Origin of the sequence: Yersinia sp. 2542 StPb PI (assembly GCF_048593855.1) — a bacterium.
Classification (GTDB): domain Bacteria; phylum Pseudomonadota; class Gammaproteobacteria; order Enterobacterales; family Enterobacteriaceae; genus Yersinia; species Yersinia enterocolitica_E.
In genome coordinates this window covers 1-14538 of the sequence record NZ_JAZGQA010000018.1, presented here as the reverse complement: position 1 = coordinate 14538, position 14538 = coordinate 1, and the positions used below count along the sequence as shown (strand labels likewise).

Here is a 14538-nt window from a genome sequence, read left to right as displayed (position 1 = left end):
GCTGTGTTCGACATCGGGTTTAGTGAACTGCTGCTGGTACTTGTGATCGGCCTAGTCGTGCTTGGGCCGGAAAGATTACCGGTTGCTGTCAGAACGGTTGCCGGTTGGATTCGTACACTACGTTCACTGGCGGCAACCGTACAAAACGAGTTGGCACAAGAACTTAAGATTCAAGAGTTGCAAGACAGCCTGAAAAAAGCAGAACAGGCTGGCTTGCAGAATCTGACACCGGAGTTGAAAGCTTCGATGGATGAACTTAAGGAAGCCGCAGAAGCGCTGAAACGTTCTTATCACTCAGACGTTAGCTCCCAGGCACCGCATACTATCCATAATCCGCTGGTGACTGAACCGGAAGCGATTCATGATGGTGTTACGCCTGCGGAGTCCGCAACTCAAGTTTCGGCATCACCGCAAATTCCTGATGTCGATAATGCGGGCGCGTTGGTGACAATTAAACCAACTGTTGAAACTGAGCCTGCTGGCGTTGAGAAACCCGTAGTTCAGGTTGAGGAATCTGTTAAGCCTATTCCTACTGTAGCCGGGGATCTTGTGACTGTTACGAATCCATCCGTAACCAAGGCCCAAACTACCGCAACTGACTCCCATAGCACTGATTCATTCAGTACTGAACAACCTCGAACTCACCAACCTGGCGGCGATCGGTAAACATGGCTGTTGATGATACCCAACCCCTAATCACTCATTTGATAGAACTGCGTAAGCGGCTATTGAATTGCATAATCACTATTTTGGTGGTTTTTCTGGTATTGGTATTTTTTGCCAATGATATTTATCACTTGGTATCAGCACCGTTAATCAAACAGTTGCCCGCCGGTGCCAGTATGATCGCAACAGATGTTGCATCGCCTTTCTTTACCCCGATTAAATTGACCATGATGGTCTCGGTGTTTGTTTCCGCACCGATGATCCTTTATCAGGTGTGGGCTTTCATTGCCCCAGCGTTATATAAGCATGAACGCCGTCTGATGGTGCCGCTGCTTATCTCCAGCAGCCTATTGTTTTATCTGGGTATGGCATTTGCTTACTTTGTGGTTTTCCCGTTAGCTTTTGGTTTTTTTGCCAAAACAGCACCGGAAAGCGTGCTGATTGCCACGGATATCACTAAATACCTTGATTTTGTTATGGCGCTCTTTATGGCTTTTGGTATTTCTTTTGAAGTCCCAATTGCGATAATTCTATTGTGCTGGGCAGGGGTTACAACGCCCGAGGCATTGAAGAAAAAACGCCCTTATGTATTTGTCGGCGCTTTTGTTGTCGGCATGCTTCTCACCCCGCCTGATGTGCTGTCTCAGACATTATTGGCGATCCCGATGTATCTGCTATTTGAGGTTGGGGTGTTCTTTGCTCGTTTTTATACGGGTAAGCAACGCCGGGTAGATATTGACGAAGAGGATGAAGGAGCGGATAGCCATCCGAAAGTGCCTTAAATCTGTGGGTATATGCCTGGATATTTTAGCCGCCCTTTGAGGCGGCTTCTGTTTTGGAACGCTCATGTTTGATATTGGTGTGAATTTAACCAGCGCGCAATTTGCCAAAGATTACGATCAAGTGGTCAACAGAGCCAAAAATGCTGCAGTTACCGGTATGCTTATTACGGGTACGGATGCTGAAGAAAGCCAGGCAGCACTGGAGCTTACCCTTGCCTATCCTGGCTACTGCTGGTCAACTGCGGGTGTTCATCCCCATCAGGCGAGTTGTTGGCAAATAGATGTTGAACAGCAAATCAGATTATTAGCCGCGAATGCTGCAGTAGTCGCTATTGGTGAATGCGGACTGGATTTTAACCGCAATTTCTCTACTCCAGTAGCACAAGAAGTCGCATTTACTGCACAACTGGCGCTGGCTGCCGAACTCGAACTGCCGGTGTTTTTACATTGCCGCGATGCTCACGAACGTTTCATTGCCTTGCTTGCGCCTTGGCTAGATAAACTCCCCGCTGCGGTTGTGCATTGTTTTACTGGCACGGCTGATGAGTTGGACTCTTGTCTGGCATTAGGCTTATCTATTGGTATTACCGGTTGGGTGTGCGATGAGCGTCGTGGTCTTGAGCTACGGGCGTTACTGCCACGTATTCCTGTTCAGCAATTGTTGCTAGAAACAGATGCCCCCTATTTATTGCCAAGGGATTTACATCCTAAGCCGGCATCCCGCCGCAATGAACCCTGCTTTCTACCCCATATCGTCCAGCAGGTTGCTGTCTGGCGACAAGAAGACCCTAAATGGCTGGGGCAGAAAACTGATGAAAACGCCCGCCGGATTTTCCGGTTGGTTTGAGTTAGGAGAACAAGATGAGCTATGCATTTCCGGGCACCTTCCCTGGTCGCCGTATGCGCCGTGTGCGCCGTCATGATTTCAGTCGTCGTCTGGTCGCAGAGAATCAGCTGACAGTCCATGACCTGATCTATCCGGTGTTTGTTATGGAGGGGACCAACCAGCAGCAAGCCGTCCCGTCAATGCCGGGTGTTTCACGTATGACGATCGATCTGCTAGTGAAAGAAGCTGAGGCCATAGCTAAGCTAGGTGTGCCGGTCATATCGCTGTTTCCAGTGATTGAATCTAGCTTGAAATCATTACATGCCGAAGAAGCCTATAATCCGAATGGCTTGGTACAAAGAACCGTGCGTGCGTTAAAGGACGCAGTACCAGAGTTAGGTATCCTTACTGATGTTGCTCTCGATCCTTATACAACCCACGGGCAAGATGGGGTAATTGATACCGATGGTTATGTCATTAATGACATAACTAAAGAGATTTTAGTCCGTCAGGCGTTATCACACGCCGAGGCTGGTGCCGAGATTGTCGCGCCAAGCGACATGATGGATGGACGCATCGGTGCAGTGCGCTCTCAACTAGAGCTACAAGGGTTGGTGAATACGCAAATTATGGCCTATTCAGCGAAATATGCGTCTTGCTACTATGGCCCATTCCGTGATGCCATTGGCTCTAGCAGTAATCTGAAAGGTGGGAATAAGAAAACCTATCAGATGGACCCGGCCAATAGTGATGAGGCTTTACAAGAGATTGCTCAGGACTTGCAGGAAGGTGCTGATATGGTAATGGTTAAGCCGGGGATGCCATATTTGGATGTGGTACGTAGGGTGAAAGATACCTTTGGTGTGCCGACCTTCGCCTATCAGGTGTCAGGCGAATATGCTATGCATATGGCTGCCTTCCAGAATGGCTGGTTGCAAGAGAAACCAACCGTTATGGAGTCTCTGTTGTGCTTTAAGCGTGCCGGTGCTGATGGGGTATTAACTTATTTCGCCAAGCAAGTCGCACAATGGTTATATGACGATCATATGCAACGTTAAGCCACGGGATGGTTGTTGATGAGGTAGGTACCGAGCGTGCCTACCTTGGCAGATATATTATTGCTTTTCGAATTGACGATTATCCAAACTTTGCATCACCTGGCTATTAAGCATGTTCAGTAACAACATTGAGCGCGCTTCACCGTCTGGTTCAGTATAAATCGCCTGTAACCCAGCAAAAACACCCTCAGTGATCGTCACGATATCGCCTGGAACCGGCACCTCTGGATCAATGATTTTATCCGTTGTATGAGATTGCATCTCGGCAATAACAATTGCTGGGATCACCGCGGGTTGTGCGCCAAAACGGACGAAGTGGCTTACACCACGCGTTGCGCTGATTGTTGTGGTGTGAATATGTTCAGGATCGAACTCCACAAACAGATAGTTAGGGAATAAGGGCTCAGTCGCCTCAGTGCGTTTCCCTCGCACTATCTTTTCGATAGTCACTATCGGTGTCCAGCAATCCACAGTTTGCCGCTCTAAATGTTCCTTGGCGCGCAAAAGCTGACCACGTTTACAATATAATAAATGCCAGTGTTTCATAATTTCACATGCCTTTAAGTACTACTTGGCAGCATAACAAAAGTAGAAGGATATATATAGAGAGGAAGAATACATCAGTTCAGGATATATAGTTTGTTATACAAAGATTTAGTCTATTTTATATCGACAAAATCATATTTGTACTGATGATAATTAGCGATAAATTGCAGCATGATATTTTTTTGAGTGAGCCTGTATTCATTTTTAACAAAAAGACAGCAACTGTTATAAAGACAGCCTATAATGGCGCATCACATAGCCGCCGAAATGATCAGCATGAAATACCGTGACTTACGTGACTTCCTCTCGTTGCTGGAACAGAGGGGTGAACTTAAACGTATTAGCCAGCCCATTGATCCCTATCTGGAAATGACAGAAATTGCCGACCGTACCTTACGTGCTGGTGGGCCTGCATTACTGTTTGAAAATCCTAAGGGTTACACAATGCCCGTATTGTGTAACTTGTTTGGCACGGCCAAACGGGTTGCCATGGGCATGGGGCAAGAAGATGTCAGCGCACTGCGAGATGTTGGCAAGTTGTTGGCTTTCCTGAAAGAGCCGGATCCGCCGAAAGGTTTCCGTGATTTATTCGATAAACTGCCGAAATTTAAGCAAGTGTTGAATATGCCAACGAAATGCTTGAGTTCGGCTCCTTGTCAGGAGCAAGTTTGGCAGGGCGATGATGTCGATCTTAGCCGCATTCCAGTTATGCATTGCTGGCCTGAGGATGCAGCTCCGTTAGTATCGTGGGGGCTGACTATTACGCGTGGCCCGCATAAAGAGCGGCAAAACCTGGGTATCTACCGCCAACAAGTGTTGGGTAAAAACAGATTAATTATGCGCTGGTTATCCCATCGTGGCGGCGCTTTGGACTATCAAGAGTGGTGTGAAGCACACCCTGGTGAACGTTTCCCCGTCGCCGTCGCCTTGGGCGCAGATCCTGCGACTATTCTGGCTGCGGTAACCCCGGTCCCCGATACGCTGTCTGAATATGCTTTTGCCGGTTTGTTGCGCGGGCATAAAACAGAGGTCGTAAAGTGCCTTTCCAACTCACTTGAAGTTCCTGCGAGTGCAGAAATTGTATTGGAAGGATATATTGAGCAGGGTGATATGGCGCCAGAAGGCCCTTATGGTGACCATACGGGTTATTATAATGAGGTAGATAGCTTCCCTGTTTTTACGGTCACACATATTACTCAGCGCAAAGATGCAATTTACCATTCCACTTATACGGGTCGTCCACCGGATGAACCTGCGGTGATGGGGGTTGCGCTGAATGAAGTGTTTGTTCCTATTTTACAAAAGCAATTCCCGGAAATTGTTGATTTCTATCTTCCGCCCGAGGGGTGCTCATACCGGCTGGCTGTTGTAACCATCAAGAAACAATATGCAGGGCATGCTAAACGCGTAATGATGGGGGTTTGGTCGTTTTTACGTCAGTTTATGTATACAAAATTTGTTATTGTTTGTGATGATGATATTAATGCTCGTGATTGGAATGATGTCATTTGGGCAATTACGACCCGAATGGACCCATCCCGCGATACGGTGTTGATTGAAAATACACCAATAGATTATTTGGATTTCGCTTCACCGGTTTCCGGTTTAGGATCGAAAATGGGGCTGGATGCCACCAATAAGTGGCCTGCTGAGACTTCGCGTGAATGGGGGCGTCCAATTAAAATGGATGAAGACGTTCGCGCCCGTATTGATGCTATTTGGGATGAGCTCGCCATTTTCAGTGACAAAGAGACGAAACGCTAACCGGCGTCGATTTTGTCCTTGGTTTTGCATTTGATGACCCGACAGAGGGAAGGCATGACAACTTTAAGCTGTAAAGTAACCTCCGTAGAGGCCATTACCGATACGGTGTACCGGGTGCAATTGGTGCCTGCATCTGCGTTTTCTTTCCGTGCTGGGCAGTATTTGATGGTAGTAATGGACGAGCGTGATAAGCGCCCATTCTCTATGGCATCCACGCCGTTGCAGCAAGACTTTATCGAGCTGCATATCGGGGCGTCGGAACTGAATCTGTACGCCATGGCAGTGATGGACCGTATTCTGAAAGAGAAAACGCTGGATGTGGATATTCCTCACGGAGATGCATGGTTCCGTGAGGGCAGTGAACGTCCATTGGTCCTGATTGCTGGCGGCACTGGTTTTTCCTATGTGCGTTCAATTTTATTGGTGGCGTTAGCCGAGCAACCTGACCGTGAAGTGTCTGTTTATTGGGGGGGGCGCGAAGCCGTGCATTTATATGATCTAAACGAGCTGGAAGCGCTGTCAATTAAGTATCCACAGTTGAAAGTTATCCCAGTGGTAGAGCAGCCGGAAGATGGGTGGCGTGGCCGCACAGGAACGGTATTGAGTGCTGTATTACAAGACTATGGCTCTCTTGCTGAGCAAGATATCTATATCGCTGGCCGTTTTGAAATGGCTAAAATTGCTCGTGAGCGTTTTTGTGCTGAGCGCGGCGCTCAGGAAGCGCATATCTATGGTGATGCTTTCGCCTTTATCTAATTTACCGGTCATATTTGAAGCTGCATCGGTGTTAGCTGCCTTCATGCAACTTGAATTATTTTGGGTATATTAAGATTTTATCCATATTGTTGTTTGTATCGCGGATAAAAAAAGCCCGCCCCTGACAGGCGGGAAAACGGCAACTAAACACCAGGTACAGCGGTTATAAGGGCCTGTATTCAGGCCCTTAATATTTTTTAGGTTAATTCGTTTGGAGGTTATACGCGTTCAAAAATGGTCGCAATGCCTTGGCCTAAACCGATACACATGGTTGCCAAACCGAACTGCACGTCACGGCGTTCCATCAGATTAAGTAAGGTGGTAGAGATACGAGCACCTGAACAACCCAGTGGATGGCCTAATGCAATAGCGCCACCATTCAGGTTCACTTTGTCATCCATGCTTTCCAGCAGACCCANCCCTTTCAGGCAAGCCAGCGACTGAGCTGCAAACGCTTCGTTTAATTCAAATAAACCAATATCTTCCAAGGTTAGCCCGGCACGTTTTAATGCCAATTGGCTAGCGGGCACGGGGCCATAACCCATGGTTGATGGATCGCAACCCACCACGGCCATTGAGCGAATACGGGCACGCGGTTTTAAACCTAATGATTTAGCTCGGGATTCACTCATGATAAGCATGGCAGAAGCACCGTCGGATAATGCAGATGATGTTGCGGCAGTCACCGTGCCATTGACCGGATCAAAGGCTGGGCGCAATGCTGCCAAACCTGCAAGATTAGTTTCCGGGCGAATAACTTCATCGAAATCAAAACGTTTCAGGATACCATCAGCATCATGCCCATTGGTGGCGACAATCTCACTGGTAAAATGGCCCGCCTGAGTCGCGGCATAAGCGCGTTGGTGAGAGCGAACAGCAAATTCATCTTGAGATTGGCGACTGATATTGTAGATTTTTGCCAGCATTTCAGCAGTTAATCCCATCATTCCGGCGGCTTTCGCCACAGTTCGGCCCATACCTGGATGGAAGTCCACACCGTGATTCATTGGCACATGACCCATATGCTCTACGCCACCAATCAAACTGATTTGTGCATCACCCACCATGATGGCTCTGGCACCATCATGTAAAGCTTGCATTGATGAACCACACAGGCGGTTAACAGTAACGGCCGGTACGCTATGGGGGATTTCTGCCAGTAAAGAAGCATTGCGAGCGATGTTAAAACCCTGCTCCAACGTCTGCTGTACACAACCCCAATAGATATCGTCAATTTCGGCCGCGTTTAGCCCAGGATTACGGCTCAGAACCTCACGCATTAAGTGAGCGGAGAGATCTTCAGCCCGAACCTGACGGAATGCGCCCCCTTTGGAGCGGCCCATCGGTGTACGGACGGCATCAATAATGACTACATTTTCCATATTTTCAGGCCTCATGCCGGTTGACTGGTAGAAACATCAAGCAGCGCTGCTGCCACAGGATAATAGCTTTCGTTGTGTTCAGCTTTGGCTCTCAGCCCTACGGGGACTTGATACAGCGCGCCAAGGTGAGCATAGCGCTGGGCCATTTCGACATAGTTTGTACTGCCGATAGTATCGAGATAACGGAACACACCCCCGTGGAAAGGAGGGAAGCCAAGACCATATACCAACGCCATATCACCTTCGGCTGGGCTGGCAATAATGCCTTCTTCCAGGCATCGCACCACTTCATTGATCATCGGTATCATGGTGCGGGCAATAATATCGTCGTCACTGAACTTCTGAATCGGTTGGCTAACTGTTGCCAGCAAGCTATCTACAATTTCGTCATTTTCTTTACGCGGCTTACCTTTTGCATCTTGGGTATAGCGGTAGAAGCCTTGGCCATTTTTTTGGCCAAATCGTTGGTTATCGAACATCACGTCAACCGCATCGCGATAATCTTTGTTCATCCGATCAGGGAAGCCAACGGCCATCACGGCTTGTGCATGGTGTGCGGTATCAATACCCACGACATCTAGCAGATAGGCTGGTCCCATCGGCCAGCCAAACTGTTTTTCCATCACTTTATCGATTTGGCGGAAGTCAGCACCGTCTCTAACCAACATGCCAAACCCAGCCAGATAAGGGAATAACACGCGGTTAACGAAGAAGCCTGGGCAATCATTAACCACTATTGGTGTTTTACCCATTTGTGTGGCGTATGCCACCACCGCAGCGATGGTTTTATCTGAGGTTTTGCTGCCACGAATGATTTCAACCAACGGCATGCGGTGCACGGGGTTGAAGAAGTGCATACCGCAGAAATTCTCAGGGCGTTTAAGTGATTTTGCGAGTTGGTCGATAGGGATTGTAGAGGTATTAGAAGCAAGTACCGTATCTTCGCCGATCAGTGCTTCAGCCTCTGCCAGCACCGCAGCTTTGATTTTGGGATTTTCCACTACCGCTTCCACAATGACCTGAGCACGCTCAATGCCGGTGTAATCCAGAGTGGGTTGGATAGTCGCTAAAATGTTTGCCATTTTCAGGCCATCCACTTTGCCGCGTTCCAACTGTTTATTCAGTAACTTGGCTGCTTCGTTCATCCCCAGGGTCAGGGATTTGTCATTAATATCTTTCATAATGACTGGCACACCTTTCAGTGCTGACTGATAGGCAATCCCACCCCCCATAATCCCGGCGCCCAAAACTGCTGCTTGTTTCGGTGCACTAGCACCTTTCGACAGTTTTTTCGCCTGCCCTTTCACAAATTGGTCGTTGAGGAATATCCCAACTAACGCGCGCGCTTCATTGGAACCCGCCAACGGGACAAAACTGTTGGTTTCCAGTTTCAATGCTTCAGCTCGGCCAAGTTTAGCGGCCGCTTCGATGGTTTTTACTGCAACCAGTGGTGCTGGGTAGTGCTTCCCGGCGACTTGCATCACCATGCCTTTAGCAATGGTAAAGCACATGGTCGCTTCAGTTGAATTGAGTTTCAGTGGGTCAAGTTTCGGCTGACGCGCGGCTTTCCAGTTCAGCTTGCCGTCAATCGCCTGTTTCAGCATGATTAGGGCGGCATCGGCCAGTTTTTCGGGGGCGACAACGGCATCAACCAAACCAATTTTTAATGCTTCAGCGGCATTCACATCTTTGCCTGCGGCAATAATTTCTAATGCACTGTCCGCCCCTAACAAACGTGGTAATCGCACGGAGCCGCCAAAGCCTGGCATGATGCCCAACTTGGTTTCCGGCAGACCGATCCGTGTTTCTGGCGAGGCAACACGGAAATCTGTGGCCAGAATACATTCACAGCCACCACCTAATGCATATCCATTGATCGCAGAAATGGTCGGAACCGGTAAATCTTCCAGACGGTTGAAAATATCATTAGCAAAAACCAACCACTGGTGCAGCTTTTCTGGTGGGGCATTAAACAGGGATAAAAACTCGGTGATATCGGCACCGACGATAAAGGCCGCTTTGGCGGAGCGCAACAGCAACCCTTTGAGTTCGCTTTGTTTCTCTAACACCGTTAGGGCTTCACCCAGATTGGCTACAGTTTTAGTATCCAGCTTATTTACTGAACCCGGTGCATCAAACACCAACTCGGCAATGCCGTTTTCCAACCAGTGAAGCTGTAGTGTTTCGCTTTGGTAGAGCATATCTATCTCCTGAATAAGCGCATGTGATCTGGTATGACCAGATATTCAGGAAGTGTGGATATTTTGTTAACGAATTGCAAATAAGAGATTGATTTTTTGCAGTGAAGATCACAGTCATTCAGATGGGGTAATTGATTTCTATCATATTTATTCGCAGTGGATTGGAGGGGGAAATATTCAGTTTTGGGGGCGGATAATGTATTTGATAGGCAGATAAGCGGTCGCTAAAACATGATTCTGGCGACTATGATAAGATGAAAAAAATTAAGTTCTAATAGCAAAGGGTACTGTGATGGAAACGCTGGCTTCTTTATATAACGAACATTTATCCACTCTACAACAGCGCACCCGCGATGTGCTGGAACGCCATCAGTTAGACGCTTTACTGATTCATTCCGGTGAGTTACAACGTATTTTTCTCGATGACCGTGACTATCCTTTTAAAGCCAATGCGCAGTTCAAAGCTTGGGTGCCGGTCACTCAAGTACCAAACTGTTGGTTATGGGTCGATGGGGTTAATACACCAAAATTATGGTTTTATTCCCCAGTTGATTATTGGCACAGTGTTGAGCCATTACCAGATAGCTTCTGGACCAAGGCTATCGATATCCAGCCATTAGCCAATGCAGATGATATTGCTCAGCAATTACCGGTGCAACGGGAGCGTGTGGCCTATATCGGTTATGCCCAACAACGTGCGCAGGCGCTGGGGTTTAGTGCTGAAAACATTAACCCGCAACCAGTATTGGATTACCTGCATTTCTATCGTTCTTATAAAACGGATTATGAACTGGCTTGTATGCGTGAAGCACAAAAGACGGCAGTTGTCGGCCATCGTGCAGCACATGAAGCGTTCCAGTCCGGTATGAGTGAGTTCGATATCAATCTGGCCTATCTGATGGCTACCGGTCATCGTGATACTGATGTCCCTTACGATAATATTGTTGCGCTGAATGAACACTCGGCGGTACTTCATTACACCACGTTCCAACATCAGCCTCCGGCAGAAATGCGTAGTTTCTTGATGGATGCCGGTGCGGAATATAACGGTTATGCCGCAGATCTGACTCGCACTTACGCCGCAAACAGTGATAGCGATTTTGCCGCGTTGGTTAATGACCTTAATACCGAGCAGCTTGAACTGATCAAAACCATTAAAAGTGGTGAGCGCTATACCGATTACCATATCCAGATGCATCAGCGCATTGCGAAGTTATTGCGTACGCATCATCTGGTTACCGGTATCAGTGAAGAGGCCATGGTCGAACAAGGCATTACCTGCCCATTCCTGCCGCACGGGTTAGGCCACCCTCTTGGGCTACAAGTGCATGATACTGCTGGTTTTATGCAAGATGATAAAGGCACCCATCTTGGCGCACCATCCAAATACCCTTACTTGCGTTGTACGCGTATTTTACAACCGCGTATGGTACTGACTATTGAGCCGGGTCTGTACTTCATCGAATCTCTGCTGGCACCTTGGCGTAACGGTGAGTTCAGCAAGTATTTCAATTGGGAACGTATTGATGCGCTGAAGCCTTACGGCGGTATTCGTATAGAAGATAATATCGTTATTCACGATAACCGGGTTGAGAACATGACACGTGACCTGAAACTGGCCTGATGCAGCCTTATCTAATCCCTGCAAGTCCGGTGACTATCAGCGAAGAGATCAAAAAAAGTCGTTTTATCACCTTGCTGGCCCATACCAGCGGGGTGAGTGAAGCGAAAGATTTTGTTCAGCAGGTTAAGCAGCAGCATCCCACCGCCCGGCATCATTGCTGGGCTTTTGTTGCCGGTAAGCCGACGGATTCGCAGCAATTAGGTTTTTCTGATGATGGTGAACCCTCAGGTACTGCGGGTAAACCTATCTTGGCTCAACTGATGGGGAGTGGTATTGGTGAGATAACCGCAGTAGTTGTGCGCTATTATGGTGGCATCAAACTCGGTACTGGTGGGTTAGTAAGGGCTTATGGTAGCGGTGTTCAACAAGCGTTAAAACAGATCGAAGTAAAATATAAAGTCCCACAGGTAGAATATACTTTGCAGTGTGACTATGGGCAGCTTGCCATAGTAGAAACCTTGTTACAGCAGGTTGAAGGCCAGATTATACGGAGTGAGTACGCACAATTCGTAACGCTTCATCTCTCTTTGCCAGCAACTCAAGCCAGTCAGACCGGGGACAAATTGCGTGATCTCAGTCGTGGTACGTTGCAATTGACGCCCATTTCGCAATAATCCCCATCCAAGTGAATTGCTAAGGAACGTGCCGGAATGCATTTTCGTGCCATAACCCGTATTGTTGGTCTGCTGGTCATCTTATTCTCTGGAACAATGTTTATTCCCGGACTGGTGGCATTGATCTATCGTGATGGTGCCGGCCGTGCCTTCAGCGAAACCTTTTTTGTTGCTCTGGCAATCGGCCTCTTTCTTTGGTTGCCGAACCGAAAACAGAAGCATGAGTTAAAGCCTCGTGAGGGCTTTCTCATCGTGGTTCTGTTCTGGACGGTGCTGGGCAGTGTAGGGGCATTACCTTTCTTATTCTCAGAGCGGCCTAATCTTTCATTAACGGATGCATTCTTTGAATCATTCTCCGGGCTGACTACTACTGGCGCGACCACATTAGTAGGGTTAGATTCACTGCCTAAAGCCATTCTATTTTATCGCCAAATGCTGCAATGGCTCGGCGGTATGGGGATAATCGTGTTAGCAGTGGCTATCCTGCCTATCTTGGGGGTCGGGGGAATGCAGCTCTATCGGGCGGAAATGCCTGGCCCATTGAAAGATAATAAAATGCGGCCCCGCATTGCGGAGACGGCTAAAACCCTGTGGCTTATCTATGTCTTACTGACCATTGCTTGCGCGCTGTCTTTATGGGGGGCAGGGATGTCGGTATTTGATGCCATCTCCCACAGCTTCTCGACAATTGCGATTGGCGGCTTCTCGACCCATGACGCCAGTATCGGTTACTTCAACAGTCCAACTATTAACACCATTATCGCTATCTTCTTGCTGATTTCCGGTTGTAACTTTGGTTTGCACTTCGCGGTATTGAGTGGGCGCAGTTTAAAAGTTTATTGGCGTGACCCTGAATTCCGTATGTTTATCTTTGTCCAATTGACACTGGTCGCCGTGTGTACCTTGGTGCTTTGGTATCATAATGTCTATAAATCCGGTCTGGAGACGATAAATCAGGCATTTTTCCAAGTAGTATCAATGGCTACTACTGCGGGTTTCACCACTGACAGTATTTCAAAATGGCCGTTGTTCCTGCCGATACTCTTACTATGTTCTGCGTTTATTGGTGGTTGTGCGGGCTCAACCGGTGGCGGCCTGAAAGTTATCCGTATTCTGTTGCTCTACCTGCAAGGTTCGCGTGAGTTAAAGCGACTGGTCCACCCGAATGCGGTTTATACCATCAAATTGGGGCGGCGGGCGCTGCCGGAACGAATCCTGGAAGCGGTCTGGGGATTCTTCTCCGCGTATGCTCTGGTATTTATTATTAGCATGCTGGCTATTATCGCGACCGGTGTTGATGAGTTCTCTGCTTTCGCGGCGGTGACTGCGACGCTGAATAACCTTGGCCCTGGTCTGGGGGTGGTAGCTGATAACTTCACGTCGATGAATCCGGCCGCCAAGTGGATATTGGTGATCACCATGCTATTTGGTCGGTTAGAAGTTTTCACCCTGCTGGTTCTATTCACTCCAACATTCTGGCGTGAGTAATTCTGCATAAGGAACATTGCAATGAAAGTTCTGATTCTTTACTCCAGCCGAGATGGCCAAACACAGACTATTGCTTCTTATATAGCTAAACAGTTATCAGCGGCAGCTACCTGTGAAATACAGGACTTATCGCAGGTAGGGCAAATCGATCTGAATCAATACCAGCAAGTCATGATTGGTGCGTCGGTGCGTTATGGGCACTTCAGCCCAGTATTGAGTAAATTCGTCAACAAACACGTTGAACAACTTAATCAGATGCCGAGTGCGTTCTTTGCAGTGAATCTGACAGCACGCAAGCCGGAAAAGCGATCCCCGCAAACCAATGCCTATGTGCGTAAGTTCTTACTCAGTACCCCGTGGCAGCCAACGCTATGTACGGTATTTGCGGGCGCTTTGCGTTATCCCCGTTATCGCTGGATAGATCGGGTGATGATTCAACTTATTATGCGTATGACGGGCGGCGAAACGGATACCAGTAAAGAAGTTGAATATACGGATTGGCAACAGGTAAGCAGTTTTTCTCAGGATTTCTTGGCGCTACAGTACAAAAAATAGCAATAATGCCGTTTATCACGGCAAATCGTTGAAATAAAACGCGGTTGAAAAGTTTTTTCAAATTAGGGGTTGCAGGCTGTCAGGAACTCCCTATAATGCGCCTCCACTGACCGGGAACAACGAAACATACTTCGCCGGGTCAGGAAGCGAAAAGAATGATTTTGACTTCGAAAGAAACCAAAGAAACTCTTGACTCTTCAGCGGGAAAGCGTATTATCTGCCTCCCGCGTTACCGTAAGATTCGCCGAAAGGCAAACGGGTAACGAACGCTCTTTA

13 protein-coding genes are annotated in these 14538 nt (G+C 48.0%); 10 read left to right on the top strand and 3 right to left on the bottom strand.

The window, feature by feature from the left end; all coding sequences use genetic code 11:
- Positions 1-3: 3 nt before the first annotated feature.
- The 4 genes from tatB (at position 4) to hemB (ending at position 3332) form a co-directional block, all read left to right on the top strand.
- Complete coding sequence (tatB, locus tag V1952_RS04300) at positions 4-666, top strand: Sec-independent protein translocase protein TatB (RefSeq protein ID WP_420071162.1); 663 nt, start codon at positions 4-6, stop codon at positions 664-666.
- A gap of 2 nt (positions 667-668) precedes the next feature.
- Positions 669-1448, top strand: a complete 780-nt coding sequence (gene tatC / locus V1952_RS04295; RefSeq protein WP_420074355.1) for a Sec-independent protein translocase subunit TatC — start codon at positions 669-671, stop codon at positions 1446-1448.
- Positions 1449-1512: 64 nt separating this feature from the next.
- Positions 1513-2295, top strand: a complete 783-nt coding sequence (gene tatD / locus V1952_RS04290) for a 3'-5' ssDNA/RNA exonuclease TatD (RefSeq protein WP_083162016.1) — start codon at positions 1513-1515, stop codon at positions 2293-2295.
- Between the two features lie 14 nt (positions 2296-2309).
- Positions 2310-3332, top strand: coding sequence for a porphobilinogen synthase (gene hemB / locus V1952_RS04285; protein ID WP_420074354.1), 1023 nt, complete (start codon positions 2310-2312; stop codon positions 3330-3332).
- Positions 3333-3389: 57 nt separating this feature from the next.
- Here hemB and rfaH read toward each other — a convergent pair whose 3' ends face one another.
- Complete coding sequence (gene rfaH, locus V1952_RS04280; protein ID WP_372560026.1) at positions 3390-3878, bottom strand: transcription/translation regulatory transformer protein RfaH; 489 nt, start codon at positions 3876-3878, stop codon at positions 3390-3392.
- Between the two features lie 267 nt (positions 3879-4145).
- Here rfaH and ubiD point away from each other — a divergent pair, with 267 nt between their 5' ends.
- Both ubiD and fre read left to right on the top strand, forming a co-directional pair.
- The gene (gene ubiD / locus V1952_RS04275; RefSeq protein WP_372560665.1) at positions 4146-5642 is read left to right on the top strand and encodes a 4-hydroxy-3-polyprenylbenzoate decarboxylase; all 1497 of its coding nucleotides are present in this window, start codon (positions 4146-4148) and stop codon (positions 5640-5642) included.
- Positions 5643-5696: 54 nt separating this feature from the next.
- Positions 5697-6398: an NAD(P)H-flavin reductase gene (gene fre / locus V1952_RS04270; protein ID WP_420074353.1), complete on the top strand. Its 702-nt coding sequence runs from the start codon at positions 5697-5699 to the stop codon at positions 6396-6398.
- 218 nt (positions 6399-6616) lie between these two features.
- Here the strand turns inward: fre and fadA are convergent, their stop codons facing one another.
- Both fadA and fadB read right to left on the bottom strand, forming a co-directional pair.
- Entirely contained in the window at positions 6617-7780 is a 1164-nt protein-coding gene (gene fadA / locus V1952_RS04265) for an acetyl-CoA C-acyltransferase FadA (protein ID WP_420074352.1), read from the bottom strand.
- Between the two features lie 11 nt (positions 7781-7791).
- Entirely contained in the window at positions 7792-9981 is a 2190-nt protein-coding gene (gene fadB / locus V1952_RS04260; RefSeq protein WP_420071159.1) for a fatty acid oxidation complex subunit alpha FadB, read from the bottom strand.
- A gap of 292 nt (positions 9982-10273) precedes the next feature.
- Between fadB and pepQ the strand changes: the two genes are divergently transcribed.
- Genes pepQ through hemG form a run of 4 tightly spaced genes read left to right on the top strand, consistent with a single transcriptional unit; the run spans position 10274 to position 14262 of the window.
- Positions 10274-11605: a Xaa-Pro dipeptidase gene (gene pepQ, locus V1952_RS04255; RefSeq protein WP_420071158.1), complete on the top strand. Its 1332-nt coding sequence runs from the start codon at positions 10274-10276 to the stop codon at positions 11603-11605.
- Positions 11605-12219 (top strand): IMPACT family protein, encoded by a 615-nt coding sequence (locus V1952_RS04250; protein ID WP_420071157.1) that lies wholly within the window; start codon positions 11605-11607, stop codon positions 12217-12219. The genes pepQ and V1952_RS04250 overlap by 1 nt, the downstream gene beginning before the upstream one ends.
- 36 nt (positions 12220-12255) lie before the next feature.
- On the top strand, positions 12256-13707 hold the full coding sequence (trkH, locus tag V1952_RS04245) for a Trk system potassium transporter TrkH (protein WP_083162032.1): 1452 nt from the start codon (positions 12256-12258) through the stop codon (positions 13705-13707).
- Positions 13708-13728: 21 nt separating this feature from the next.
- Positions 13729-14262, top strand: coding sequence for a menaquinone-dependent protoporphyrinogen IX dehydrogenase (hemG, locus tag V1952_RS04240; protein ID WP_083162034.1), 534 nt, complete (start codon positions 13729-13731; stop codon positions 14260-14262).
- Positions 14263-14538 lie beyond the last annotated feature (276 nt).

What these genes read in the sequence shown, in the direction of transcription:
- tatC (WP_420074355.1), top strand. Translation starts at nt 669, where the DNA reads ATGGCTGTTGATGATACCCAACCCCTAATCACTCATTTGATAGAACTG.
- tatD (WP_083162016.1), top strand. Translation starts at nt 1,513, where the DNA reads ATGTTTGATATTGGTGTGAATTTAACCAGCGCGCAATTTGCCAAAGAT.
- hemB (WP_420074354.1), top strand. Translation starts at nt 2,310, where the DNA reads ATGAGCTATGCATTTCCGGGCACCTTCCCTGGTCGCCGTATGCGCCGT.
- rfaH (WP_372560026.1), bottom strand. Translation starts at nt 3,878, where the DNA reads ATGAAACACTGGCATTTATTATATTGTAAACGTGGTCAGCTTTTGCGC.
- ubiD (WP_372560665.1), top strand. Translation starts at nt 4,146, where the DNA reads ATGATCAGCATGAAATACCGTGACTTACGTGACTTCCTCTCGTTGCTG.
- fre (WP_420074353.1), top strand. Translation starts at nt 5,697, where the DNA reads ATGACAACTTTAAGCTGTAAAGTAACCTCCGTAGAGGCCATTACCGAT.
- fadB (WP_420071159.1), bottom strand. Translation starts at nt 9,981, where the DNA reads ATGCTCTACCAAAGCGAAACACTACAGCTTCACTGGTTGGAAAACGGC.
- pepQ (WP_420071158.1), top strand. Translation starts at nt 10,274, where the DNA reads ATGGAAACGCTGGCTTCTTTATATAACGAACATTTATCCACTCTACAA.
- V1952_RS04250 (WP_420071157.1), top strand. Translation starts at nt 11,605, where the DNA reads ATGCAGCCTTATCTAATCCCTGCAAGTCCGGTGACTATCAGCGAAGAG.
- trkH (WP_083162032.1), top strand. Translation starts at nt 12,256, where the DNA reads ATGCATTTTCGTGCCATAACCCGTATTGTTGGTCTGCTGGTCATCTTA.
- hemG (WP_083162034.1), top strand. Translation starts at nt 13,729, where the DNA reads ATGAAAGTTCTGATTCTTTACTCCAGCCGAGATGGCCAAACACAGACT.